Origin of the sequence: Microbulbifer mangrovi, assembly GCF_002009015.1 — a bacterium.
Taxonomy (GTDB): domain Bacteria; phylum Pseudomonadota; class Gammaproteobacteria; order Pseudomonadales; family Cellvibrionaceae; genus Microbulbifer; species Microbulbifer mangrovi.
Map to the genome: position 1 here is coordinate 1 of NZ_LZDE01000280.1, position 23134 is coordinate 23134.

Annotated in this window: 18 protein-coding genes and 1 pseudogene; 10 read left to right on the forward strand and 9 right to left on the reverse strand. The window is 56.7% G+C overall.

What is annotated here, in order from left to right:
* Nucleotides 1-94 precede the first annotated feature (94 nt).
* Nucleotides 95-661, reverse strand: coding sequence for an alkyl hydroperoxide reductase subunit C (gene ahpC, locus B4U49_RS06580; RefSeq protein ID WP_078083780.1), 567 nt, complete (start codon nt 659-661; stop codon nt 95-97).
* 365 nt (nt 662-1026) lie between these two features.
* Between ahpC and B4U49_RS06585 the strand changes: the two are divergent.
* The 3 genes and pseudogenes from B4U49_RS06585 to B4U49_RS06590 all read left to right on the forward strand — a co-directional run.
* Nucleotides 1027-1950, forward strand: a pseudogene (locus B4U49_RS06585) (ATP-grasp domain-containing protein); the annotation flags it as partial.
* Entirely contained in the window at nt 1951-2241 is a 291-nt protein-coding gene (locus B4U49_RS19345) for a cation:proton antiporter regulatory subunit (RefSeq protein WP_239692496.1), read from the forward strand. It abuts the pseudogene before it with no gap.
* 161 nt (nt 2242-2402) lie between these two features.
* The gene (locus B4U49_RS06590; RefSeq protein WP_078083782.1) at nt 2403-3725 is read left to right on the forward strand and encodes a mechanosensitive ion channel family protein; all 1323 of its coding nucleotides are present in this window, start codon (nt 2403-2405) and stop codon (nt 3723-3725) included.
* On the opposite strand, the gene B4U49_RS06595 is transcribed toward B4U49_RS06590, so the two are convergent.
* The 3 genes from B4U49_RS06595 to B4U49_RS06605 are packed head-to-tail and all read right to left on the reverse strand — an operon-like array spanning nt 3708 to nt 8652.
* Nucleotides 3708-4292 carry an exopolysaccharide biosynthesis protein gene (locus B4U49_RS06595; protein WP_078083783.1) on the reverse strand — a complete coding sequence of 195 codons (585 nt, stop codon included), beginning with the start codon at nt 4290-4292 and terminating at the stop codon, nt 3708-3710. The genes B4U49_RS06590 and B4U49_RS06595 overlap by 18 nt on opposite strands.
* Nucleotides 4292-7531: an efflux RND transporter permease subunit gene (locus tag B4U49_RS06600; RefSeq protein ID WP_078083784.1), complete on the reverse strand. Its 3240-nt coding sequence runs from the start codon at nt 7529-7531 to the stop codon at nt 4292-4294. Before B4U49_RS06600 ends, B4U49_RS06595 begins: the two co-directional genes overlap by 1 nt.
* The gene (locus tag B4U49_RS06605) at nt 7531-8652 is read right to left on the reverse strand and encodes an efflux RND transporter periplasmic adaptor subunit (RefSeq protein WP_078083785.1); all 1122 of its coding nucleotides are present in this window, start codon (nt 8650-8652) and stop codon (nt 7531-7533) included. Before B4U49_RS06605 ends, B4U49_RS06600 begins: the two co-directional genes overlap by 1 nt.
* Nucleotides 8653-8935: 283 nt before the next feature.
* Here B4U49_RS06605 and katG point away from each other — a divergent pair, with 283 nt between their 5' ends.
* The 3 genes from katG to B4U49_RS06620 all read left to right on the forward strand — a co-directional run bounded on the left by katG (nt 8936) and on the right by B4U49_RS06620 (nt 14443).
* Nucleotides 8936-11149 carry a catalase/peroxidase HPI gene (katG, locus tag B4U49_RS06610; protein WP_078083786.1) on the forward strand — a complete coding sequence of 738 codons (2214 nt, stop codon included), beginning with the start codon at nt 8936-8938 and terminating at the stop codon, nt 11147-11149.
* Nucleotides 11150-11349: 200 nt separating this feature from the next.
* Nucleotides 11350-12450 (forward strand): MipA/OmpV family protein, encoded by a 1101-nt coding sequence (locus B4U49_RS06615; protein WP_158078568.1) that lies wholly within the window; start codon nt 11350-11352, stop codon nt 12448-12450.
* Between the two features lie 67 nt (nt 12451-12517).
* A complete protein-coding gene (locus B4U49_RS06620) occupies nt 12518-14443 on the forward strand; it encodes a hypothetical protein (protein WP_078083788.1) in 1926 nt (641 codons plus the stop codon).
* Between the two features lie 44 nt (nt 14444-14487).
* Here the strand turns inward: B4U49_RS06620 and B4U49_RS06625 are convergent, their stop codons facing one another.
* Nucleotides 14488-15333, reverse strand: a complete 846-nt coding sequence (locus B4U49_RS06625) for a DUF72 domain-containing protein (protein ID WP_078083789.1) — start codon at nt 15331-15333, stop codon at nt 14488-14490.
* Between the two features lie 178 nt (nt 15334-15511).
* On the opposite strand from B4U49_RS06625, the gene B4U49_RS06630 reads away from it, so the two are divergent.
* A complete protein-coding gene (locus B4U49_RS06630; RefSeq protein ID WP_078083790.1) occupies nt 15512-16081 on the forward strand; it encodes a GIY-YIG nuclease family protein in 570 nt (189 codons plus the stop codon).
* Between the two features lie 48 nt (nt 16082-16129).
* Here B4U49_RS06630 and B4U49_RS06635 read toward each other — a convergent pair whose 3' ends face one another.
* The 3 genes from B4U49_RS06635 to acnB form a co-directional block, all read right to left on the reverse strand.
* Nucleotides 16130-16615 (reverse strand): DUF6942 family protein, encoded by a 486-nt coding sequence (locus B4U49_RS06635; protein ID WP_078083791.1) that lies wholly within the window; start codon nt 16613-16615, stop codon nt 16130-16132.
* Nucleotides 16612-17094, reverse strand: coding sequence for a hypothetical protein (locus tag B4U49_RS06640; protein ID WP_078083792.1), 483 nt, complete (start codon nt 17092-17094; stop codon nt 16612-16614). Before B4U49_RS06640 ends, B4U49_RS06635 begins: the two co-directional genes overlap by 4 nt.
* A gap of 118 nt (nt 17095-17212) precedes the next feature.
* Nucleotides 17213-19828 (reverse strand): bifunctional aconitate hydratase 2/2-methylisocitrate dehydratase, encoded by a 2616-nt coding sequence (gene acnB, locus B4U49_RS06645; RefSeq protein WP_078083793.1) that lies wholly within the window; start codon nt 19826-19828, stop codon nt 17213-17215.
* A 381-nt stretch (nt 19829-20209) separates the two neighbouring features.
* On the opposite strand from acnB, the gene B4U49_RS06650 reads away from it, so the two are divergent.
* From B4U49_RS06650 to B4U49_RS06660, 3 genes are read left to right on the forward strand one after another with little or no spacing between them, the layout of a single operon-like run.
* Complete coding sequence (locus B4U49_RS06650; RefSeq protein WP_078083794.1) at nt 20210-20671, forward strand: DUF1289 domain-containing protein; 462 nt, start codon at nt 20210-20212, stop codon at nt 20669-20671.
* Nucleotides 20672-20701: 30 nt separating this feature from the next.
* Nucleotides 20702-21628 carry a lipid kinase gene (locus B4U49_RS06655; protein WP_275078279.1) on the forward strand — a complete coding sequence of 309 codons (927 nt, stop codon included), beginning with the start codon at nt 20702-20704 and terminating at the stop codon, nt 21626-21628.
* Between the two features lie 7 nt (nt 21629-21635).
* On the forward strand, nt 21636-22082 hold the full coding sequence (locus tag B4U49_RS06660; protein ID WP_078083796.1) for a hypothetical protein: 447 nt from the start codon (nt 21636-21638) through the stop codon (nt 22080-22082).
* Between the two features lie 25 nt (nt 22083-22107).
* On the opposite strand, the gene B4U49_RS06665 is transcribed toward B4U49_RS06660, so the two are convergent.
* A complete protein-coding gene (locus B4U49_RS06665; RefSeq protein ID WP_239692495.1) occupies nt 22108-23064 on the reverse strand; it encodes a hypothetical protein in 957 nt (318 codons plus the stop codon).
* Nucleotides 23065-23134: the final 70 nt, after the last annotated feature.

Genomic DNA, 23134 nt, shown 5'->3' on the forward strand with positions numbered 1-23134 from the left:
GGTTTACGGCGTGTCTCACAAAGCTGCCCCCGGTAGCGGCACCGCCACTGAACTCAGTTCAGGGGATGGCGGGCCTGGCGACCCGCTTGGATATTTAGATCTTGCCTACGAGGTCCAGGGAAGGAGCGAGGGTTTCTTCACCTTCTTTCCACTTGGCCGGGCACACTTCGCCCGGGTGGGCGGCAACGTACTGGGCAGCCTTGATCTTGCGCAGCAGGTCCTGGGCGTCGCGGCCGATACCGCCCGCGTTGATCTCAACGATCTGGATCTTGCCTTCCGGGTCGATGACGAAGGTGCCGCGGTCGGCGATGCCTTCTTCCTCGATCATCACACCGAAGTTGCGGGTGATGGTGCCGGTGGGGTCGCCGATCATCGGGAATTGGATCTTGCCGATGGTGTCGGAAGTGTCGTGCCACGCTTTGTGGGTGAAGTGGGTATCGGTGGATACGGAGTAGATCTCTACACCCAGCTTCTGGAATTCCGCGTAGTTGTCTGCCAGGTCACCCAGTTCGGTCGGGCACACGAAGGTGAAGTCGGCCGGGTAGAAGAAGACCACAGACCACTTGCCTTTCAGGTCCGCGTCAGACACATCGAAGAAGTCGCCAGACTGGTAAGCCTTGGCGTTGAACGGTTTGATTTCGCTGTTGATATAGTTAGCCATGGTATTTCCTTATCTCCTGAGAGAAATTTTGCCCTGTGTTTCGGGCGTGGGTTATCGGGTACGGGAGAAATACTATTAGCTAACTATCTTTGATAAAAATAATTGATTTAAATGCTCGTGATTGTTCTTTTCTATCGATGGGGTGTGTGAGATAGGTTTTGCGGCTTTCGTCTGCGTGGCAGTGGTCTATGCTGCCTAGTTGGGCCCTCTCGATGAACGGGCCTCGACAAAAATGATAAGTTATGGAATTCATCCATCGATGCGATATGTACCCTGCGGCTTGCTGATTCTGTCGGGTAGATTTGACCTGTGAGCACTGGCAGGAAACTCGATTCTCACTAGCCCCATTCCACAAAGGACAAAAAATGAAACTCGCGATCCTTTCCCGTGGCCCCAAATGCTATAGCACTCTGCGCCTGGAGGAGGCTGCAGTGAACCGCGGACACGATGTCAGTGTGCTGGACACCCTCAAATTCGCCATTGATCTGGAACGCGGTGCCCCGGACCTGTACTACCGGCAAAAGCACATCGCCGACTTCGATGCGGTACTCCCAAGGATTGGTGCTTCGATCACCTACTACGGCACAGCGGTCGTTCGTCAATTTCAGGAAATGGATGTTTTCTGTGCAAATACGGCGCACGGCATTAACAACTCGCGCGACAAACTGCGGAGCCTGCAGTTGCTCAGCCGGCATCAAATCGGTATCCCGCGTACGACATTTGTGCACAACAAGAAAGATGTGCTGCCGGCGATAGAGCGTGTGGGGGGCGCACCGGTAGTAATCAAGTTAAACGAGGGGACGCAGGGTGTCGGCGTGTTGTTGGCAGACACGGTCAAGCAGGCAGAAGCGATCATCGAGCTGTTGCAGGCTCAAAAGCAGAATGTCCTGATCCAGAAATTTGTTGCCGAGAGCAAGGGTCGGGATATTCGGGCCTTCGTTGTGGGCGACCGTGTGGTAGCGGCGATGCGCCGCGTGGCCCAGGGACAGGAGTTCCGCAGTAACGTGCACCGGGGCGGCATTGCAGAGCCGGTGGACCTGCCGCAGGAGTACATCGACACGGCGGTGCGTGCGACCCAGATCATGGGGTTACAGGTGGCCGGTGTGGATATGCTGGAGAGTGAGAGTGGTCCGCAGATTATGGAGGTGAATTCCTCGCCGGGGCTGGAGGGTATCGAGACCTGCACAGGCCTCGATGTGGCCGGTGCGGTGATCGAATACATTGCCGCGCAGGTGGATTTCCCAGAGATCGATGTGCGACAGCGGCTCACAGTGAGCAGGGGTTACGGGGTGAGCGAAATCTATATTCCGGAAGGCTCCAAGTTTGTCGGCAAAACCATTGCTGGCACACAGCTGGACGAGCACGATATCAACGTGTTGACCCTGTACCGGGGCTCCAAGATCATCCCCAATCCGCGTCATGACCGCGTGCTGGAGCCAAACGACAAATTATTATGTTTCGGCAAGCTGGAAGCCATGCGCGGCATGATTCCGGCGAAAACTCGCCGCCGGCGCCAGCCGGATATCGGCAATCTCCCCGATGATGCGACTACCGCGGCTAGTGTGGAGACTGTGGAGTAGGTCGAATTGCCCAGGGGGCGTGCGAGGCGCTATGTGCGGAAGGTTTGATACAAGCGCGCCCTCACCATGTTTAAATGTCCAGATTCAGCTTCAGTGCCCCGCTGGTTTTCGCCGGGCCTGGTAGAAAAAGGTTTATCTGGACATTTATCTGGACCTCGGCAATGGACACAGAAACTCGGCTCCTTAACCACTGGGAGGAATGGGAGGCTTCCCTTTTTTCCCCTGATGCACTGAGTCAGATCGCGATCATACTCCTTGTGTACGCGCTCGCCTGGGTTGCTGCCCGGCGCGTCGTAACACTTCTCCCGGCATTGTCCGCCGCACCGGCAAGTCCCGAAAACCAGCCCCTGCGTGTACTTCTGTTTCGCTGCGGAAAGCTGCTGTTTCCACTGCTGGCGATTGTGCTGTTAAAAGTGTCTACGGCTTTTTTTCCTCTGGTCAACGGCAATAACTGGCTTTTGCAGTTTGCCCTGGCGGTTGCGCTCGTCCTGTTGTTCCACTCGTTCGTGCGTACAGTGATTGGCAATACCACGGTCGCGAAGATGTTTTTGTGGGTGGGCATGCCGATACTGTTTCTGTATGTGCTCGGTGCGCTCGGGGATGTGGTGCGGGTGCTGGATTCCATGGCGGTCCAGATTGGCAATATCCGCCTGACGGCGTACGGGATAGTGCGCACCGCGATCTTCGGTTCCCTGCTGTTCTGGCTCGGGCGGATTTCCAACTCCACTGGGCAGACCATTATCCGCAAGCAGGAAACGCTGGATGTTCGCACGCGTGAGGTTGCGGCCAAACTGTTTGAAATCGGCCTGTTCGTGGTGATTGCCCTCCTGCTATTGCAGCTGATGGGGATCAATCTGACGGCTCTGGCAGTGTTCGGTGGTGCGGTTGGTGTCGGTATCGGTTTTGGCCTGCAGACCATCGCCTCGAACTTCATCTCCGGCATCATCATTATTCTCGATCGATCGGTCACTGTCGGCGACTACATCGAGATGGAAGATGGGCGCAAGGGGCGGGTGACGGAGCTCAACATGCGCTCGACCACACTGGAGACCTTCGACGGAAAAGATGTGGTGGTACCGAACGAAAAGTTTGTGTCCAATGCATTTATCAACTGGACCCACAAAAATAAAAAGCAACGCTACCGGGTAGATTTTGGCGTGGGCTATGGCACCAATGTCCGCGCGCTGGTTGAAATCATCAAGGAGACGGTTGCGCAGCATCCGCAGGTGCTGAGTGGGCCTGACCTTCCGATTGAAGAGCGCCCCGATTGCGAAATCGACAGCTTTGGTGACAATGGGGTGAACATGTTTGTCGAGTTCTGGATGGAGGGGATCGACGACGGTCGCAACCGGGTTGGCGGTGACCTGTTGCTGACAATTCTGGAGACACTTCAGGAACACAATATTGAGATCCCGTTCCCGCAGCGGGATGTGCGGCTGGTCAGTGTCCCGGAAGGAAGAGGTTCCCTACAGCCACAACCATAATGTGAATGCTGCGATCAGTACCGTAACGCCCAGTGCGATCAGCGCTGTGAGGCCGTCCTGAGCAACCAGGGCGAGCCCAAACAGGGTAAGAGCAAGCCCGGCAAGGGTGGCGGAGAAGGGCAGTATTTCCATGGCGGGCAGCGCCAAGCCGATGGCGGTGCTCACCAGCGCGATCAGGTAGCTTCCGCCACGATGCACCAGCAAAGACAGGCGGGGCTGCAGCCAGCGGTCAATAGAGACCGCTGGCCGCTGTAGCCAGTGCACCACACGCAGGAATCTGGTTGCGGAGATGGACTTTCTGAGCAGCCACTGTGGAAGCCATAGGTGGCGCCTCAACAAGAGCATTTGCACCGATGTGACCAATATCGTCAGCCCCATCAGCGTAGGTACGCCAGGAATTCCCGATAGCGGTGAAAAGAGTATCAGCCCAGCAACGAGAATTAGCGGCGCGAAGGAGCGCTGCCCCAACGCCTCAAGCACCTGGCCCAGGGTTACCGGATCGTGTTCGGTGGCGAGCCGCTCAAGTTGAATGAGCAGTTGGCTCAGATTTCTGATACCTTCCTGCATTACGTCCCACCACGATTTTGGCCGCGCTTGTGTGGCTGAGGTGTTTGCGAGAGCCGCTCGTGCCAGTTGAGCACGATCACTGTCAACGCCGGCAAGGTCGTCAACGTCACGACCATAGCGCCGATAATCCCGGCCATCACAATAACCCCAACCCCCCGATACAGCTCGGTGCCCGCGCCGGGTAAGAATACCAGTGGTGCCAGGCCGAAAATCGTCGTCAACGTGGAGATGGCGATAGGGCGCAGGCGTGAGTCTACCGCCTCCTGCACTGCTTCAACGGCTTTCATTCCATCTTCTTTCACATTGGCAACGGCCCGGTGCACGATCAGGATGGGGTTATTGACCACCGTGCCCATCAGGATCAGGAAGCCGAGCATGGAGATCATGTCGAAGGGTTGGTGCACGCCCTCAAAACCCATACTGCGCAGGGCTGCGCCCACCAGGTTCAGCAGTGCCAGACCGGCAATGCCGCCGGCAATTCCCAGCGGAATGGTGGTCATGATCAGTAGCGGGTAACCCCAGTGGCTGAAGATGGCCACCATCAGCAGGTAGATGATGGCGAGTGCCACCAGGTAGTTACTGCCGAGTGACGCGCGGGTGGCATCCAGCTGGTCGGCGGCCCCGGAGATGTCCAGGGAAACCCCGAGGGGTACCTGGCCGTTTTCGCGCATGTACTGCACAAGCTCCGTGCGCACGGCTTCCACACCGGTTTCCAGGGCAACAGAGCGCGGTGGAATGATATTCAGGGTCACGGTGCGGCGGCCGTCGATACGGCGCACGGTGGCGGTGTCGACGGTTTCCTCAATGTGGGCCAGTTCAGAAAGTGGCAGGACTGCACCGGTGGGGGTGTAGATGAAAATCTGCTCCAGGGTCTCGACGGTGGCCTCCGGGCCCTGCTGGTTGTAGAGGTAGATATCGATCTTGTCATCGTCGAGGAAGAATTCATTGACGAAAGCACCGTCGGTCAGTGCGGCGACCGCGAAACCGATATCCTCCGCGCTCATGCCCACTTCTTCGGCGCGTGTCCACCTGGGTTTTACTTCCAGCAATGGCTGGGCCAGTGACAGGCTGCCCGGCTGGGTCTGGATGTTGGGGTCGTCAAAGATTTCCTTGGCGCGACTGTAGGCTGTGCGCGCGACCTGGTAGAGGTCGGCCAGGTTGGCTCCGGAAATGTCCAGGTTGACACTGCGGGTACCGCCATCGTTGCTGCTGATAATCGAACCGCGGGTGGCGAAGGCACGCATTCCGGGGTATTGCTCGTACTTGCGTACGATGGCCGTCATCAACTCATCGATGTCGCGCGGGTCTTTGGTCTCCGCAATGATGCGCAGGTTCTGGGGGGACACGCTTAGGATGAAATACTTCATGGCCGGTATTTTGGCCGCTTCTGTGTTGTTCGCCGCTATGTTGCCCGCTTCTTCCCCGGTCACTTCTTTTTGCTTACCGTCGCGTGTTTCCGGTTCCACAAACGGCATGAAGTAGTCCTGTATCTCCAGTCCAATTTTCTTCATGGTGGCGAGGTTGTAGCCGGGGGGCGCATTCATGTAAGCGAAGGTTTTGGCTTCTTCCCCTTCCGGCAGGTACTCAGCTGGCGGTGTCAGCAGCAGGGCGATGGCGAGGCTGGTAGCCACGGTGATGCCGATACAGTAAATACGTCTGATAGGCGATGTGAGCAGCCATTGAATCCTGTCCACGACGCCATGGCGCAGTCTGCTGTGTTCCAGGTTGTCAGCGGCAGGTTGACTGAGCGCCCCGTCGAACTTCAGTCGCGCACTGGCAGTGGGTATTACCGTAATCGCCACCAGCATGGACACCAGAATGGACGCGGAAATGGCGATGGCGATATCCGAATACAGCTGCCCGGCCTCCTCGGCGATAAACACCACTGGCAGGAACACCATGACCGTGGTGAGGGTGGAAGCCAGTACAGCGGGCCACACCTTCTGCACGCCGCTAATGGCCGCCTGCAATCGATCCAGCCCGCGGCGGCGTTCCAGCTCGATACTTTCCAGTACCACGATACTGTTATCCAGCGTCATACCGATGGAGAAGGCCACGCCGGCAAGGGAGATGACGTTGATGGTGCGCCCGGCAACGAGCAATCCGATAAATGCCGCAATGGTACAGATGGGTATACCTACCACGCCCAGCGCAGTGGCGCGGAACGAACGCAGAAACCCGTACATGATGGCGGTGGCGAGCAGGGCGCCCAGCGCAAGATTCTTCCACACATTGAATACGGAGGCTTCCACGTAACCCACATCGTCGGCGGTCAGCGCCATATTCATGCCCTGGGGTTCCAGCAGCTCCCGATTGATACGTTCAACTTCCTGCATCATCGCCCGCTTGATATCAATGACATTGGAGCCGCTCTCGCGGCGCACCGACAGGAAGATCGCCGGCTGGCCGTTGACGAAAGCACTCCTGCGGATCTTGAAATGATCGAGTGAGATGTCCGCCACCTCACCGAGGCGCACGAGGCTGTCACCGTCACGGCGCAGGATCAGGGCGCGGAGTTCCTGCAGGTCTTTGAATCGCCCCAGGGTGCGCAGCAAATAGCGGCGCTTGCCACTCTCCACCTCACCCCCGGAGATATCCCGGTTGCGCGCACGGATGGCTTCGCGCACCTCGGTGAGCGTCAGGTTGCGCTCTGTCAGCCGTTCTGGCTGCAGGCGTATCTGGATCTGTCGCTCAGCGCCGCCACCGACATCCACCTGTGCCACGCCGGGGACACCAGACATACGCGGCCGTACATTGTCTTCCACGTAATCCCGCAGCATGTCCATGTCCAGCCCGCGCGGATTGTCCGGCAGGGGGGATACCCGGAAATACATGAAGGCATTGGAGGAAAACGAGGTGGCATAGACCCGGGGTTCGTCCACATTCTCAGGGTATGAGGGCACCTGGGTAAGCGCATTGTTGACGCGGATCTGGGTTTCGAGGATGTCCACGCCGAACGGGAACTCCAGTTCGATATCCGCAGAGCCCAGGTCGGCAGTGGACTGAAGCTCCTGTAAATAGGGAATGTTGCGCAGGTACTCTTCCTGCTCGATCAGAATCTCTTTTTCAATATCCTGTGGTGTGGCACCTGGCCAGCTGGTGCGAATGGAGATGGTGCGCACCTCCAGATCGGGAATCATCTGTACGGGAATACGGAAGGCTGCTACCAGGCCGAGAATGGCGATGATCAGTACCGTGACGGTGACGAGAATGCCGTTCTTGATGATCTGCTCGAACATCAGTGGCCTTCTGATCTGCGGTTTACGGTGACTGCGTGCTTGAGTACGACCTTTTGCCCAGCTTGAAGGCTCTCGTTACCGCGCACGATCACGCGCTGGCCAGCCTCAATTCCGGTTTTGATTTCGATCATGCCGTTAAAGCTGAGTCCGGTGGTCACCAGCTGCTCATTGACCGCGGTCACTTTGTCCCACTGGCTGCCCGGTGCGGCTACCCACACGGTGATGCGTCCATCGGGATAGCGCAGCACGGCATCTCGTGGCACGGCGATCCCTTGCTGGTCGCTTTTCAGCTGCAGCACCGCTGAGGCGGACATGCCGGGGATCAGCTGTGTCCGCTGGCCGCTTGAGTCCACTGCTGAGCTCAACAAGGTGCGCAGGAGGAACGTGCGGCTACCACTGCGACTTACCGGAATCTTGTGCTCCACCCGGGTGGTGAATGATTCGCCGCTGTCGAGCTTAATCCGAGTTTCCGTTTGCGGACGAATGCGTGAGTAGTAGCGTTGCGGCACCTGAAAGTCCGCACGCAGGGAATCCGTGTCGACCAGCTCGAATAATGCGGTGCCAGGCTCCACCCATTCCCCCAGATCCACCTCGCGCAGGCTGACCGTTCCGGAAAATGGTGCTGCTACCTGATGTCGGCGGAGCAGGGCACTCAGGCGTTCGGTTTCCACCTGGGCCGCCTGCAGCTGAGCGCTGCGCTCGCGTACTTCCGAGGCAAGGTTCTCCACCTCGGTCTCCGCCACATGATCGTCGCCCACCAGACGCTCCAATTCCGCCAGACGCCGGCGGCTATCTGCCACCGTCTCCCGTACCCGCGCCACTTCTGCGAGCGCTGCATCGCGGCTGATGCTTCTGAGTTCCGGGTCGAGGTCCAGCAGTGGGGCGCCTTTCTCGACTTTGTCGCCGATATCCGCATGAATAGCCTGAATCAGCCCAGCGACTTCCGCTGATAGCAAAGCTTGCCGCAGGGGGTTGATGGTACCGGTGACGGGCACTTCCTCCACCAGTGGTTGCTCGAGCGCCACCACCGCCTCTACGGCAATGGGGGCTGCCGTTTTATCCGCGGCGTGTGCCGAATGACTCACGGCGAGTGCAATGGCGAGAAATCTGGTGAACCACATAGAGGAAAATCGGCAAAAGTATCTGGCTAGTGTAGTAACCGGACGCCGTGAGCTCGGCGGGATTCATGGCTCATGGATAAGCAAAAGCAATAAGGGTGATTTGTGGGCTTTATCGATGGTGGGGCCAATAGCCGTGCGAATCCAACCGCGTTCATATTTTGGGGTTTAGATGCGTCCGTTGGCGTGGGAGTGTTCATCTTGTGGCAACAAGGTGTGTGCCAGTGCCTATAGTCAGAACCAAACGGTTCCCGATTACGCTCGCTGTCCCTCAGGAGGCACACCGATGATTAAAAAAACGATTCCCCTATGCACCGCCATTGCCATTACGGTAGCGACACTCTCCACCAGCGTGTCGATCCATGCACAAGAAAAGCCCATGCCGGGTGAGCCAAAACCCAATAGCTTCTGGTGGCCGGATCAGCTGGACCTCTCGCCGCTGCGCGATCACAGCAAATCCTCCAGCCCCATGGATGAGGACTTTGATTACGCCAAGGCGTTCAACAGCCTGGACCTGAATGCAGTCAAGAAGGATATCGAAAAGGCGCTCACTACCTCCCAGGACTGGTGGCCTGCAGATTACGGGCACTATGGCCCGCTAATGATCCGGATGGCATGGCATTCCGCGGGTACCTATCGGGTGGGTGACGGGCGCGGCGGCGCAGGTGGTGGTCAGCAGCGGTTTGATCCCCTAAACAGTTGGCCAGATAACGCCAACCTGGATAAGGCGCGGCGCCTGCTGTGGCCGGTAAAGCAGAAATACGGCAAGTCGCTGTCGTGGGCCGACCTGATGATCCTGACCGGCAATGTGTCGCTGGAGTCCATGGGCTTCAAGACGTTTGGCTTCGCCGGTGGCCGTAAAGACGATTGGGAGCCGGAGACGGTGTACTGGGGCCCGGAAACCCAGATGCTGGACTACGAGAAGCGCTTTAAGGGCAAAAAGCTCGACCGCCAGCTGGCCGCCACGGTGATGGGACTGATCTACGTGAACCCGGAAGGGCCGGGTCATAGTCTGGATCCGAAGTTGGCGGCAGAAAAAATTCGGCTCTCATTTGGTCGCATGGCCATGAATGACGAGGAAACGGTGGCATTGATTGCCGGCGGCCATGCATTTGGCAAAGTGCACGGTGCGGTAAAAGCGGACTGTATCGGTAAGGAGCCTGCGGCTGCATCCATTGAGCAGCAGGGGTTTGGCTGGAAAAACAAGTGCGGTAAGGGTAATGCCGAAGACACTGGCACCAGCGGCCTGGAGGGCGCCTGGACGATAACTCCCGCGCAGTGGAGCCACAACTACCTCGATAACCTGTTCAAGTTCGAGTGGAAAAAAACCAAATCGCCGGGAGGCGGCACAGTCTGGATACCTACAGACCCGAATGCTGCCAATATGGTGCCGGACGCGCACCTGAAAGATAAGCGTCATGCGCCAATCATGCTGACTACAGATCTGAGTTTGAAGGAAGATCCTGCCTACCGGAAGATTTCTGAGCGTTTCCACAAAAATCCGAAAGAGTTGGAGGACGCATTCGCGCGCGCCTGGTTCAAGCTGACCCATCGCGATTTGGGTCCGAAGGCGCGCTATCTGGGGTCGGAAGTGCCTAAAGAGGATCTGCTCTGGCAGGATCCGTTGCCCGCTGCAGATTACCCGCCGCTGGCAGAATCAGATGTGCTCAAGCTGAAAAAGGAGATACTGGCTTCCGGGCTGACCATTCCCGAGCTGGTGCGGACCGCCTGGGCTTCGGCTTCCACGTTCCGCGGCTCCGATATGCGTGGTGGCGCCAACGGTGCACGAATTCGACTGGCGCCTCAAAAAGACTGGCCGGTGAATGATCCTCAGGAACTGAGCAAAGTGCTCAGCAAGCTGGCGTCTATCCAGCAAGGATTCGGCAAACAGGTCTCGCTCGCCGACACCATCGTGTTGGCGGGTAACGCGGCCATTGAAGAGGCGGCCAAAAAAGCGGGGCACAATGTACATGTACCCTTTAAGCCCGGACGCACCGATGCGACGGCGGAAATGACCGATGTCGAGTCTTTCAGCTGGCTGGAGCCCATGGCCGATGGCTTCCGCAACTATTACGCAAAAGGCAACTCCGTGTCCCCGACCAGAATGCTGGTGGATCGTGCGGATCTGCTTACCCTGACCGTGCCCGAAATGACGGTACTCGTTGGCGGTATGCGGGCTCTGGGAGCGAACGCCGGTAACGCCAAGCACGGGGTATTGACCGATAAACCCGGAACTTTGAGCAATGATTTCTTTGTGAACCTGCTCAGCATGGGCACCGAGTGGTCCAAGTCGTCCCAGGGTGAAGGCATTTACGAAGGTAAAGATCGCAAAACCGGTAAGGTGGTGTGGACCGCTACACCGGTTGACCTAATCTTCGGTTCCAACTCCGAGTTGCGTGCGATAGCGGAATACTACGCCATGGCAGATTCCGATCAGGCGTTCGTCAACGATTTCGTCGATGCCTGGGCAAAAGTGATGAACCTGGATCGATTCGATTGAGATTGAGGTTGAGATTGATTGTGTACTGGATTGTAAAAAGTACGGCACGGTAATCCAGTGGCTATCTTTGAGTCACAGGTATGAGAGACAGGCGGCCCTCGGGTCGCCTGTTTCTGTGTTGGGGGTGATGATCCACTTATGTTGCTTTTGCGTAGTACTTAATTGGAAGCCGGACAGGATGTAAAACCCAGATGAAAAAAATGACGGTCAGACTTTGCTCAATATTCGCCTTGGTTTTTGCCGGCGTTGCCAGCGCCGCCGAGTTGGACGTGCGCGTAGCGAATGCGCCAGCCGAAGGCGAACTGGTATTTCAGGTATATGACAACCCAGATGCATTCGGTGATTTCCGCAGCCCTCGCTGGGAGACCCGATTGGCGGTGGATTCTGACGGACGTTACCAGCTCAAAGATTTGCCCCCCGGGGCTTTCGCACTGCTTGTTTACGCTGACCGCAATGGCAATCGGGCTTTGGACAGAACCTTTATCGGCATCCCCAAGGAGCCGATTGGCTTGTCCAATGGCTACCGTCCCAAAGGGCCGCCCAGCTTCCAGCGTGCAAGTTTCATTCTTGCGGAGAATGAGACCAAATCCATCGATATCGAGATGTATCAGGTTCTGGGAGATTCCGGCCAGTGGGGATTAGGGATCGGCGTCATTGGGCGCAGCAGTCCCTACGTGGGCTCTGATTCCACTGTGGCACAGGTGATCCCCGCGATCACCTATTTCGGTGAGCGGCTGCAGTGGGTCGGGCCGAGCCTGCGCTACGGTCTCTGGGGTAGCGATACTTTCCGCTTTGCCGTCAACGCCACCTACCGTGTTGGTGCCTATGAAGAGAACGACAGCCCAATACTGGCGGGGCTCGGTGACCGGGACAGTACGCTGATGGCCGGTGTGGGGCTGGTGTACGACGGCCCCAATCGTATCGACGTGGACTTTCGCTATCAGCACGATGTGCTAGACCGCTTTGGTGGCGGTACCGCCGAGCTGCGGCTTTCGAAAGGATTCCAGACCGGTAATGTCAGCTGGGGACCTTCCATCGGGCTGAACTGGTTGAGCAGTGATCTAGCCAACTACGACTTTGGTGTGCCGGCCTGGGCAGTAATGCCTGGCCGCCCCGCCTACGATGTCGGCAGTACCGTGACGCTGGAAGGGGGGATTGGCGGCATGCTGGAAATCACTGAGCACTGGCGATTGGTGCTGGATGTGAATGCGGAATATCTCGGTGATGACATCTCCGATAGTCCGATCGTCGGTGACGACTATGTCATCAAAGGCTTTGCGGCGGTTACCTACACTTTCTAGTGAAGCTTTTTAAAATCAGGCGGCTTGAGGCTTGCCATGGTGGGCGCGACGACTTCCTGGAGGAAGTATGAAGAAATGGATTGTGAAGTGGGTGATGGCCGTCTGTTCTGCTTTGGCGTTTTTGACCACACATTTACAGGCGGTGGCAATTTCTGCCGAGGAAAAGCAGATACTGACAGAAATCCGGAGCGGTGTATTCGGAGGTAGTCGTCTCGCAGCGGCCTTTCAGCAGACCACGATTTCCGGTGCAGAGCCCCCCATATTCCCGCTCGAGGTTGAGCAGCGGGGCTTGATCGTATGGGAAATTCATGAAAAGTACGCAGAGAGCTTTGCTCAGGAAATCGGACTGGCGCCACCATTCCAGCTGGCGAGCGTGTACCCGATCACCGTGAAAGGTGACCAGGCATTGGCGGCAATATTTCGGGAGAGTGCAGAACAGAGAGGCTTGACCCGTATACTGGACATCTTGTATCCCAAGCGTTTCTACGTGATAGCCGATATAGGTAACACGTCCCGTGCAGAAGACGGCGCAAAACTCGAATTCAAGACATTCGTTGCACTCCCTGGAGACAGCACCCCCCGTCTATACCGTTTCTCCAGTTTCAAAGCCCAGCCCGGCGTTGAGTTACTACAGCTCTCTACTAGTATCCCCAGCAGTTTGACAGTGGAGCATGACGCCGGTATATGGAGTGGCAGTCTCTATACGGCAGAGGGTAGCCTGGAGTGGAATGCAAAATATCGACAAAGAGGCGCGCTCAGGTCGCGTCTCTCGGAAGCGTTTCTCGATGCAAGTGAATTACAGTTTGCCCCAGCGGGTGCTGCCGCAAAATATTTTTACGATGGCAGTTCCGTAAGCGGCGGTGTTTCTTTGGCAAATACCCGTCGTACTTTTGTTGGTAATACCTTTAGTTGGAGCAAGTACCTGAAGACTGGAGCGAGTGCACTGGTCACAGATACCAAAGCCGAATTCCTCGTGCAGCCTGTAACTGCGCCGATAACGGTTACTAGTGGAGGTCCGGGTGCCTGTGGCGCACCGGCCTTGAATAGCTCACAGCTATTTTCAAATCTTGTGGGGTGTGTTCTTGCTGGTGTTGAACCAAGCCTGGTATTTGCCCAGTTGTTTCAGAGTGTGGGAGCTCTCCCTCCTCAGGAAATCCCAACCCTGTACTTCGGCTTACTGGATCTATATCAAGGGCTGAGCATTCTACAAGGCCAAGAGCGTCCGAAACTGTTTTTCAGCCTTCGTGCCAATCCTCAGACCATTTTCATTAATTTTGAAATCGCCCCGCAAAAAGTTAAAGCCTTTGAGGAAGAGTTTCTGCCGGACGGCTTTGAGTTGGCGAGAATGCGCTTCTATCCGGAGCAGCTTAAGCCGGTCTATGCCGTATCTCTGAACGTATATGAATCCGTAGGGCAGAACATCAGTGGTTATCGTGCGGAGTGGTCCACGTATGTGATCAACCCATCGGAAGAGGATCCGAAACCGCGATTCAGTGTTCTGGAGGCGCAAACCAATATCGGTGGTTTTGATGCGGTTGGCGCTCTCGAGCGGTATACACCCGGGCTGGACCTGAGTACACCGGAAGGACTGCAGCAATTAATCGAGCCACCATCAGATCTCTTTACGTATAGCGCTGACCTGGAGAGCGGTATTCAGGTAGAGGTTCTGGACCTGGAAGAGGGGATCGAGGTTGAAGTGTCGATTGATACACCTCCCGTATCCGAACTGTTGCGCACGGCCCCCACAACCACCTGGATGGAAGCGAATGACTTCGTGTACTGGGGGGAGGTCGCCGACATCCTCAAGTACGATAGCAAGGTCATGTTTGCAGAACTTCTCGTGTTCGAAGTTGCTTCACAGGATGTCATTCGCGATACCACCTTCGAAGGCTACGTCTCTGAAAACCCACTGCCTATTATCATCTGGAATGGTCCACAGGAGATTGCGCTGGAGCCTTGGGGAAACCTGGAAGATATAGCAGTGCAGGAGTGACTTGGTATCGCGGCTTGGCGTAAGCCGTAAGCGGTGCCAGTGATTTAGAACAGCCCCATCTGGGGCTGTTTTTCGTTGAAGTGTAAAAGCGGTGTCTCGGGTAGTCGCTCGTTCAGCATTGTGCTCCAGAGGGTGACCAGGTTCAGCGCATCCCCGTTGTCCGGCATATGGATAAATACGAACGGTCGTACGCCTTGCTCGATCCAGCTGGCAACACGCTCTACCCAGGGGGCCAGGTATTCCCGGTTGCTATCCAGGTCCGGATGTCCGATATAGCGGATAACCGGTGGGGCATCTACCGGCAGCAGGTGTACCGGTACATTCGGTTTCTTGCGCTGGGCGTCAATTATCGACGGACTATCTGCCTTTGCCGCGAACAGACCGCGGCTGTCCAGGCACACACGGGCGCAGTTGCGTTCTCGCAATCCCCGGTTCAGTACGCGCTCGGCGTCACCTTTCTGGAAAAATGCAGGATGGCGGACTTCCACCGTAGAAGTGAAGGGCGAGGGCAGCCTGTCCATAAAGCGCCACAGGTTGTCCAGATGCTGTGGGCCGAAGGCGGCCGGCAACTGCAGGAGAAACGGACCCAGTACGTCGTTTAGCGGCAATACGATCTCCAGGAATTCTTGCACCATTTTTCCCGGCGGGGCCATTAGGTGCTCGTGGGTCACACTGCGCGGGAACTTGAGCAGGAAACGAAACTCACTGGAAACCTGGCTACGCCACAGCGCACATTGCGCCTGAGTCGGGGTTGCGTAGAACGTGGTATTCCCTTCTACACAGTTGAGCACCTGACTGTAGCGTTCGAGCGGTTTTGCGCCCGCTGGTAAGCGGCTGTTCCACGCCGGGTGTTGCCATTGCGGGCAGCCGAGGAAATAGGGCAGATTCATGGTTTCGTAGTGATAAATATTCCGGAGCAAATGTAACGAGTCGAATTCGCAAGTCAAGTCTGCACATTTCCTTTTAAATCATTAGAATGCGCGGCCTTTTGGTGGGGCAGGTTAGAGCGAACCCGCGGCTCACCACCTGATTCGCGTATCTGAATTTAAAGAGGTTGACTGAGGCTCTATGATCGTATTTACCCTGACTAATGAAGACACGGATCAAGTATGGGTGGGCACCGGACGGGAAGGTATGACCCCGGAAGCCCGTTTTCAGCAGATCCAGGCCGCAGTTTCATTGGGCATCGATCATCCGTTCTTTGACGAGCTGAAGAAATTCGGCGCGTCGGCCTTTACCCCGAGCCTGTTTGCCGTAGCGGAAGACCGCATGGAGTTGCAGGAGATGGTGGAGGAAGCCCTGGATTCCCTGAATGCCAAAAGCCTGGTTGGTATCAAAACCGTAAAGCCTGGTACCACCAAGTCTGCACTGGCCCCCAAGCCAAAGCCCCGCGCGAGCCGCGTAAAACCGTCGACTAGTACATCCACCAAACCGAAAACCAGCAAGCCCGTAAAAGAAAAACTGGCCACTGGTCGCACCGGTAGCGCCGCGAAAGAGCGCGCGATCAAAGCGGGTATCGAGGCCGAAAAAGCGCGCATAGCCGCGGAAAAGGCCAAAAAAGTGCAGGAAGAGGCGGATGAAATGAAGCGCATCCTCGCTGGATTGGATTCGCGCGGGTCAACGCTCTCCCGTCGCTAAGGCATGAAGCGGGTGCCTTAAAGTCCTCTTGTAGCGCAATTGGGGCTGCTATCGCGAGTAGCCCCTAGCCCCCGAATAAAACCCCGTGTGGTCCAGCGCTTTGCGAATCTCAGCTACCGTTGCATTACTGAGCTGGCGGTAGTCGGGGTAGGGTGTCAAAAGTAGACGTTTCTCTACGTCAAGCGCAACTTCTGGCGCACCTATCAAAGGTTTTGCATTCAGGCCTTCGATGCTGAAACGATGCAGGTTCTCCTTACCTCCTATCCAGTGCCACCCCCGCACATTCCGCAGGCGCGGTGAAAAGCACAGTGCCGCGCTCTCAAATAATTCACCGTCCCTGAAGCTGCGCCACTCTTCCTGCGGGCTGGCAATCTTCGCCAGCAAGGTCACGATCTTCCGCCAGTGGTTGGAGTTGTTTTCCATTAACCGGCCGGCATCCGGTGTGGCGACCAATTCATCCAGGCCCGCGGGGCGGTGTGGAAGATAGAGGGTGAGCGCTGGTTGTATCGGCCCCAAATAGTCTGCTTCTTTCACAATAGTGTGCAGTTTTCTCTGGATTCCCGATGGAATGCCGCGATTAGGGAGTAGCGCAAGAAGGGTGCGCAGGTGGTCAGGTAGTCTTTAATCCAGTATTGAACATCCTCGGCAAATTCCGATACTCGAGATTCCCATTCGCTATCCGGTTGCCCATTTTCAGGCGCTAGGTTTTTGTCGATGGCTGCCAGCTGACACTTCACCACATATTGTGAATCATGTTCTTTTGCGTCGTCAGTGACGACGATCGTCAGCATCGAGTAGACCACATCCCACTCAAAAAGAAGGTACCGGGAATCGTCCCGAATATTTTTCTCCAAGAGCGCGCAGGCCCTATCTACACACGCATTGATTGTTTGCTGTACTTCATTATCTGAAGTGCCATTGAATTCAGAAAAATGGATTGTGTATTGTGTGTGATCCCCCACCGCTGCTGCAAAGGGATCTGTCCCACTATTGATGGCCCAGCTCAATTCCATGGTGTTTCCTGAGTATCTTTCGTCTTACAAACATTAGGGTGGCAGGTTTAAGTTGACGGAGTAAAAACAAAAAAGCCCCACTCTCGCGAGCGGGGCTTTCTGAACCTCAGTCTGTCACTTAAACAGCAACATCCTGAATCTCAGTAGCGGCAATACGCTTACCGTCTTCGGCAGATTTCTGGAATTCCTCAATCTGGTCGAAGTTCAGGTAGCGGTAGATTTCCGCGGACATGGAGTTCAGGTTCTGTGCGTATTCCTGGTATTCCGCCGGAGTCGGCAGTTTACCCAGAATGGCGCCTACAGAGGCCAGCTCCGCAGAGGTCAGGTACACATTGGCACCATCGCCCAGACGGTTCGGGAAGTTACGGGTGGAGGTGGACAGTACGGTGCTGTTCGGGGCTACGCGTGCCTGGTTACCCATGCACAGGGAGCATCCCGGCATTTCGGTGCGAGCACCGGATGCGCCGTAGATGTTGTAGTAGCCTTCTTCCATCAGCTGGTGCTCGTCCATCTTGGTGGGCGGAGAGATCCACATGCGGGTGGAGATGCCACCTTTGTGCTGCTGCAGGAGTTTACCGGCTGCACGGAAGTGACCGATGTTGGTCATACAGGAACCGATGAAAACTTCGTCTACCTTGTCGCCAGCAACGTCAGACAGCAGTTTGGCGTCGTCCGGGTCGTTCGGGCAGCAAACGATCGGCTCTTTCACTTCCGCCAGGTCGATTTCGATCACGGCAGCGTATTCGGCGTCGGCGTCGGCGCTCATCAGCTCCGGCTTCTCCAGCCACTCTTCCATGGCGCGTGCACGACGCTCCAGGGTGCGCTTGGAGCCGTAACCTTCGGCGATCATCCAGCGCAGCAGGGTGATGTTGGAGCGCAGGTATTCGGAGATGGCGTCTTCCGGCAGCTTGATGGTACAGCCGGCAGCGGAACGCTCTGCAGAGGCGTCGGACAGTTCGAATGCCTGCTCTACGGTCAGGTTATCCAGACCTTCGATCTCGAGGATTCGGCCGGAGAAGATGTTCTTCTTGCCTTTTTTCTCGACGGTCAGCAGGCCTTCCTGGATAGCGTAGTAGGGGATGGCATGTACCAGGTCACGCAGGGTGATGCCCGGCTGCATTTCGCCTTTGAAGCGCACCAGTACGGATTCCGGCATGTCCAGCGGCATAACGCCGGTAGCTGCGGCAAACGCAACCAGACCAGAGCCGGCCGGGAAGGAGATGCCCATCGGGAAGCGGGTGTGGGAGTCACCACCGGTACCGACCGTGTCCGGTAGCAGCATGCGGTTCAGCCAGCTGTGGATGATGCCGTCACCCGGGCGCAGGGAAACACCGCCGCGGTTCATGATGAAGTCCGGCAGGGTGTGCTGGGTGTCGATATCAACGGGCTTGGGGTAGGCCGCAGTGTGACAGAAAGACTGCATGGTGAGGTCGGCCTGGAAGCCGAGGCACGCCAGGTCTTTCAGTTCGTCACGGGTCATCGGGCCAGTGGTGTCCTGGGAACCGACGGTAGTCATCTTCGGCTCGCAGTAGGTGCCTGGGCGGATGCCTTCAACGCCACACGCCTTGCCGACCATTTTTTGAGCCAGGGTGAAACCCTTACCGGTGTCGTTCGGCTGCTCCGGCTTGCGGAACAGGTCAGACGCTTCCAGGCCCAGGGATTCGCGGGCCTTGGTGGTCAGGCCGCGACCGACGATCAGGTTGATACGGCCACCGGCCTGCACTTCGTCCAGCAGTACGTCGGACTTCAGTTCAAACTCGGACAGTACCTTGCCGTCTTCGGACAGAATTTTGCCTTCGTACGGGCGGATCTCGATGATGTCGCCCATGTTCAGGTCGTCGACCGGTGCTTCAAATACCAGTGCGCCGGCATCTTCCATGGTGTTGTAGAAGATCGGCGCTACTTTACCGCCGATACAGATGCCGCCGCCTTTCTTGTTCGGGACACCCGGCAGATCGTCGCCGAAGAACCACAGTACGGAGTTGGTGGCAGATTTACGGGAAGAGCCAGTACCGACCACGTCGCCAACGAAGGCAACCGGCAGGCCTTTGCTCTGAATTTCTTCGACCTGCTTCATCGGGCCGGTAACGCCGTGTTCTTCCGGCTCCAGGCCGTCACGGGTCATCTTGTACATGGCGCGTGCGTGCAGGGGGATATCCGGGCGGGACCAAGCGTCGGGGGCAGGGGACAGGTCGTCGGTATTGGTTTCACCGGTGACCTTGAAGACCGCAACCTTGATGCTCTCGGGCACTTTGTTGCGCTTGGTGAACCACTCACCCTCGGCCCAGGACTTGATCACGTCCTTGGCCACTTCGTTGCCTGCTTTGGCTTTCTCTTCCACATCGTGGAATGCGTCAAACATCAGCAGGGTGCCTTTCAGCTGCTCGCCTGCCAGTTCGGCCAGGTCTTTGTCGTCCAGCAGGTCTACCAGGGTGGCAATGTTGTAGCCGCCCAGCATCATGCCCAGCAGTTTAGTGGCGTGTTCTTTGTCGATCAGCGGGGACTCCGCTTCGCCCTTGACGATGGCGCTGAGGAAACCGGCTTTTACGTAAGCGGCCTCGTCCACACCCGGCGGTACGCGGTTGGTGATCAGGTCCAGCAGTTCCTGCTCTTCACCGGCGGGCGGATTTTTCAGCAGTTCAACCAGGCCGGCAACCTGCTCGGCGTTCAGGGGCTTGGGTGGGATACCTTGTTCGGCGCGCTCGGCGACGTGTTTGCGATAGGCTTCAAGCACGGATAATTCCCTCTTGTGTGTGGGGTAAAACCAACAGCTTTCCAGGAATCCGGATGCGGATAATTCGCCAACCGAACCCCGATTTACATCGATGGCCGCTGGAAGCGGGTGGCGAATTCTACAATGAAACAGATATCCCTGTTAAGTTCGCTGAAAAATCAATAACTTACGCCAATCATCGGCATTCATAAGATAAATAAAGGTCGCGTTTTGATCGTTTCTCAAGTGCGAATCAATCGCATTTGTCGCGCCCTATATCCATTGCGTGAATGGTGCTCGCTTCAAAATCGGGGGACGAATACGCCACGCAAAATGCTATCCTCTGCGACCTCATTTCACATGTTTTATTGGCCCGACCGGACGACGAGGTAATTCCGCTTCATGGCGATCTACAAAAAAGTACGCACGCCCTGCATCGGTGTCTGTTCCACCGGTATTGGCGACAATGTTTGTCGCGGCTGCAAGCGCTTTGCCCATGAAGTGATCGACTGGAATGCCTACTCAGAAGAGCAGCGCCGGATCATAGCCGAGCGCCGTGACGGTTATCTTGCAAATGCGGTGCGCAGTCAGCTCGAAATCGTCGATCAGAACCTGCTTCTGACACAGATGCGCCACCAACAGATCCGCTTCAATGAAGATCAGAACCCCTATTGCTGGGTATTTGAGTTGTTGCGCGCCGGGGCCAGCCAGATCAATGATCCCTCTCTCTACGGACTGCGCGCAACACCTGTGGCGCGCGGTGTGCCTCTTTTGGAATTGCGAAGACGTATCGACGAGGATTTTTTCGCGCTGTCACTGGCGTATTACCAGCGTTTCGTTGCACCAGGGCTGCAGATGGCCTGATGGGCCGGATAACAGGTAGGGAGTTGTCTTATCAGTCAGCAATCTGAACCGCATTCTGAGTCCCAGCGTCGTGCGATGTTGATCCTGAACCCAGCGAGCCGGCAGGGCGGTCACGCAGATCTGGACGCCGGCCTGGCGCGTCTTGAAGAATCGGGTGTTAGCCTCGAGCAAGTGGAGTCTAAGTCGCCGGCGCAGTCCTGCGAGGCGATTCGCGAGCGGGGAACTGAGGTGGACCTGGTAATTGTCGGCGGTGGCGACGGGACGATCAGTTCCTGTATACCCGCACTGCTCGACAGTGGCCTGCCTGTCGCCATTCTTCCTCTCGGCACCGCAAATGACCTGGCGAGATCCTTGGGAATTCAAAATCTGGATCAAGCCTTTGATGCCATCTGTGACGGTATGTTCGTCCAGGTGGATCTGGGTGTTGTCAACGAGCACTTTTTTTTCAATGTGGCGAATCTCGGCCTGGGTGTGAAGGTGACAGAAGAGCTGACGCCAGAAGTGAAGCAGCGGTGGGGGGTATTCAGTTACTTGAAAGCGTTCGCCTCCGCGCTGGCCCGGCACCGGCAATTCAAGCTTCGCATTCGTGCGGATGGCAGAGAGTATGCTATGCGCTCCATACAGTTGGCTGTGGGTAATGGTCGCTTTTACGGTGGCGGCAATGTGGTTGATCAATCGGCGAGTATCGACGACGATTTATTACATCTCTACAGTCTTCGCCCGCAGACGACTTGGGAGTTGCTTACACTTGCACCATTGCTGCGCGGCGGGCGACATGACCTGGCGAGGCGGACATTTTCATTGTCTGCGCATGACCTTTACGTGGAGACGCAACCTTCGGCCATGGAGATCCATGCGGATGGTGAGCCTGTTACCAGGTCGCCCGCCAGTTTTTCAGTAAAGTCGTCAGCGATCGAAATGCTGGTCCCGAAAACGTCCCCTTTGCTTGAAAGGTGAAATTACGATGAGTTTGATGCGCAGCGATCGTCAGGTAGCGCTCAATGATCTGCATTTGGCCATGCAGGAAAGTGCGGACCTGTACGAGTACACCGCGGGTTTTTTGCAGGATCCCGCCGCCAGTGAAATCTGCAAATCGCTTGCCCGTGAGCGGTCAAAGCTTGCGTTGCAGCTAGCTCGGGAGCTCAGGTCCGAAGGAGAGTTGCCAAGCGAGCCGGACAGGGATAAGGAGACTGCAGAGCAGCTTCAGCAGCGTCTGGAGACCCTGTTTGCTGAAGATAGGGTGCGAGGGGTAATCGCTCACCGGTTGCAGGCAGAAAAGACACTGCAGGCGCTTGTACAAAGTGACGATTTCAATGTGCTGGAGGAGCGCAGTTCCCCTTTGCTGGCCGAATGCCGTCTGGCAATAGATGATGCCGCGAACAAACTGGCTGCCTTTCTCGACAACGCCTGAGAGCGATTTCTGGGCGCCAGCAAGTTCAGGTCTTGCCATACAGGTGCACGCGTAACGCTGGTAGCAGTGGTTGCGGCGCAATTTTCAGATCTCTGCGCTGCCGTCTGCGACTGGCCGGGGGGTTGTGTTCGACCCGGGTAAACTCCGGCAGGCGACCGGAGTCATCGCTCCTTACCAACACTGGCATGGCCGAATAGCCGATCTGGCGATAGCGCTGTCCTTCCTTCTCATTGTCATCGTAGAAGATCTCCGCCGCCTGGAGGTTGGGGCGGCTCTGTACCTGAACCTGGCGCAGCAGCTCGTGCTGGCTCGGGGGCAGGTCGGCGAGAATCTGCCGTTGATACTGGATGCCGGCGTCCTCCCCCAGTGGATCCAATTGCACCAGCTTCTTGTCGCACCACTGTACCGTCACCTTGCGGATAGATTTGCGCGCTTTTACCCAGCTCAAGGCGATGGCGTCGGGGGTATCTGCGCACAGAAGAATCTGTCGGTAGCACTGACGCAGGTGTGCCCGGGGGTAGCCTGCATCGGCAAGCGTATCGCGCAATCGCTCGTTGCGCTCGAGAATAGGGCGGTCTGATAGAAGACGTTTGAACTCTGTAGTGAGCTGCTGGATAGCAAGTTTGGCGTGATTCAGTTCCTGCGCAACGGCTATTGTTCGTGCGGGAACGGCCAGCAGACCGGGGATCTGAAGGGTATTGCGCGCGTCGCCAGCGCAGGTCTCTTCACTGTAATCGAGCTGTGCGAACAGACTGGCGGCAAGTGCGTGTGGCGCCTCGAAATTACCCTGTAGCAAAGCGGCGGCGTCGATCGCGAATGTGGGCTGTAGCAAAAAGCTTTCCCATGGCCGGGTTTCCTGTTGCAGTCCTTCCAGCGCCTGCTTCAAGTCACCTGCCAGGCGATGTAGTTCGCTCATGGCGCGAGGTAGTTGGCGGGCAATTTCCGTTGGGGTGCGCCCGGTCGGTGCAGTGTTGGGGGGCAATGGCTTGATCCTGTGTCATTCGTACCATGATTTCTGGTATATTTTATCCACGTAATAAGTCGTTATCAAA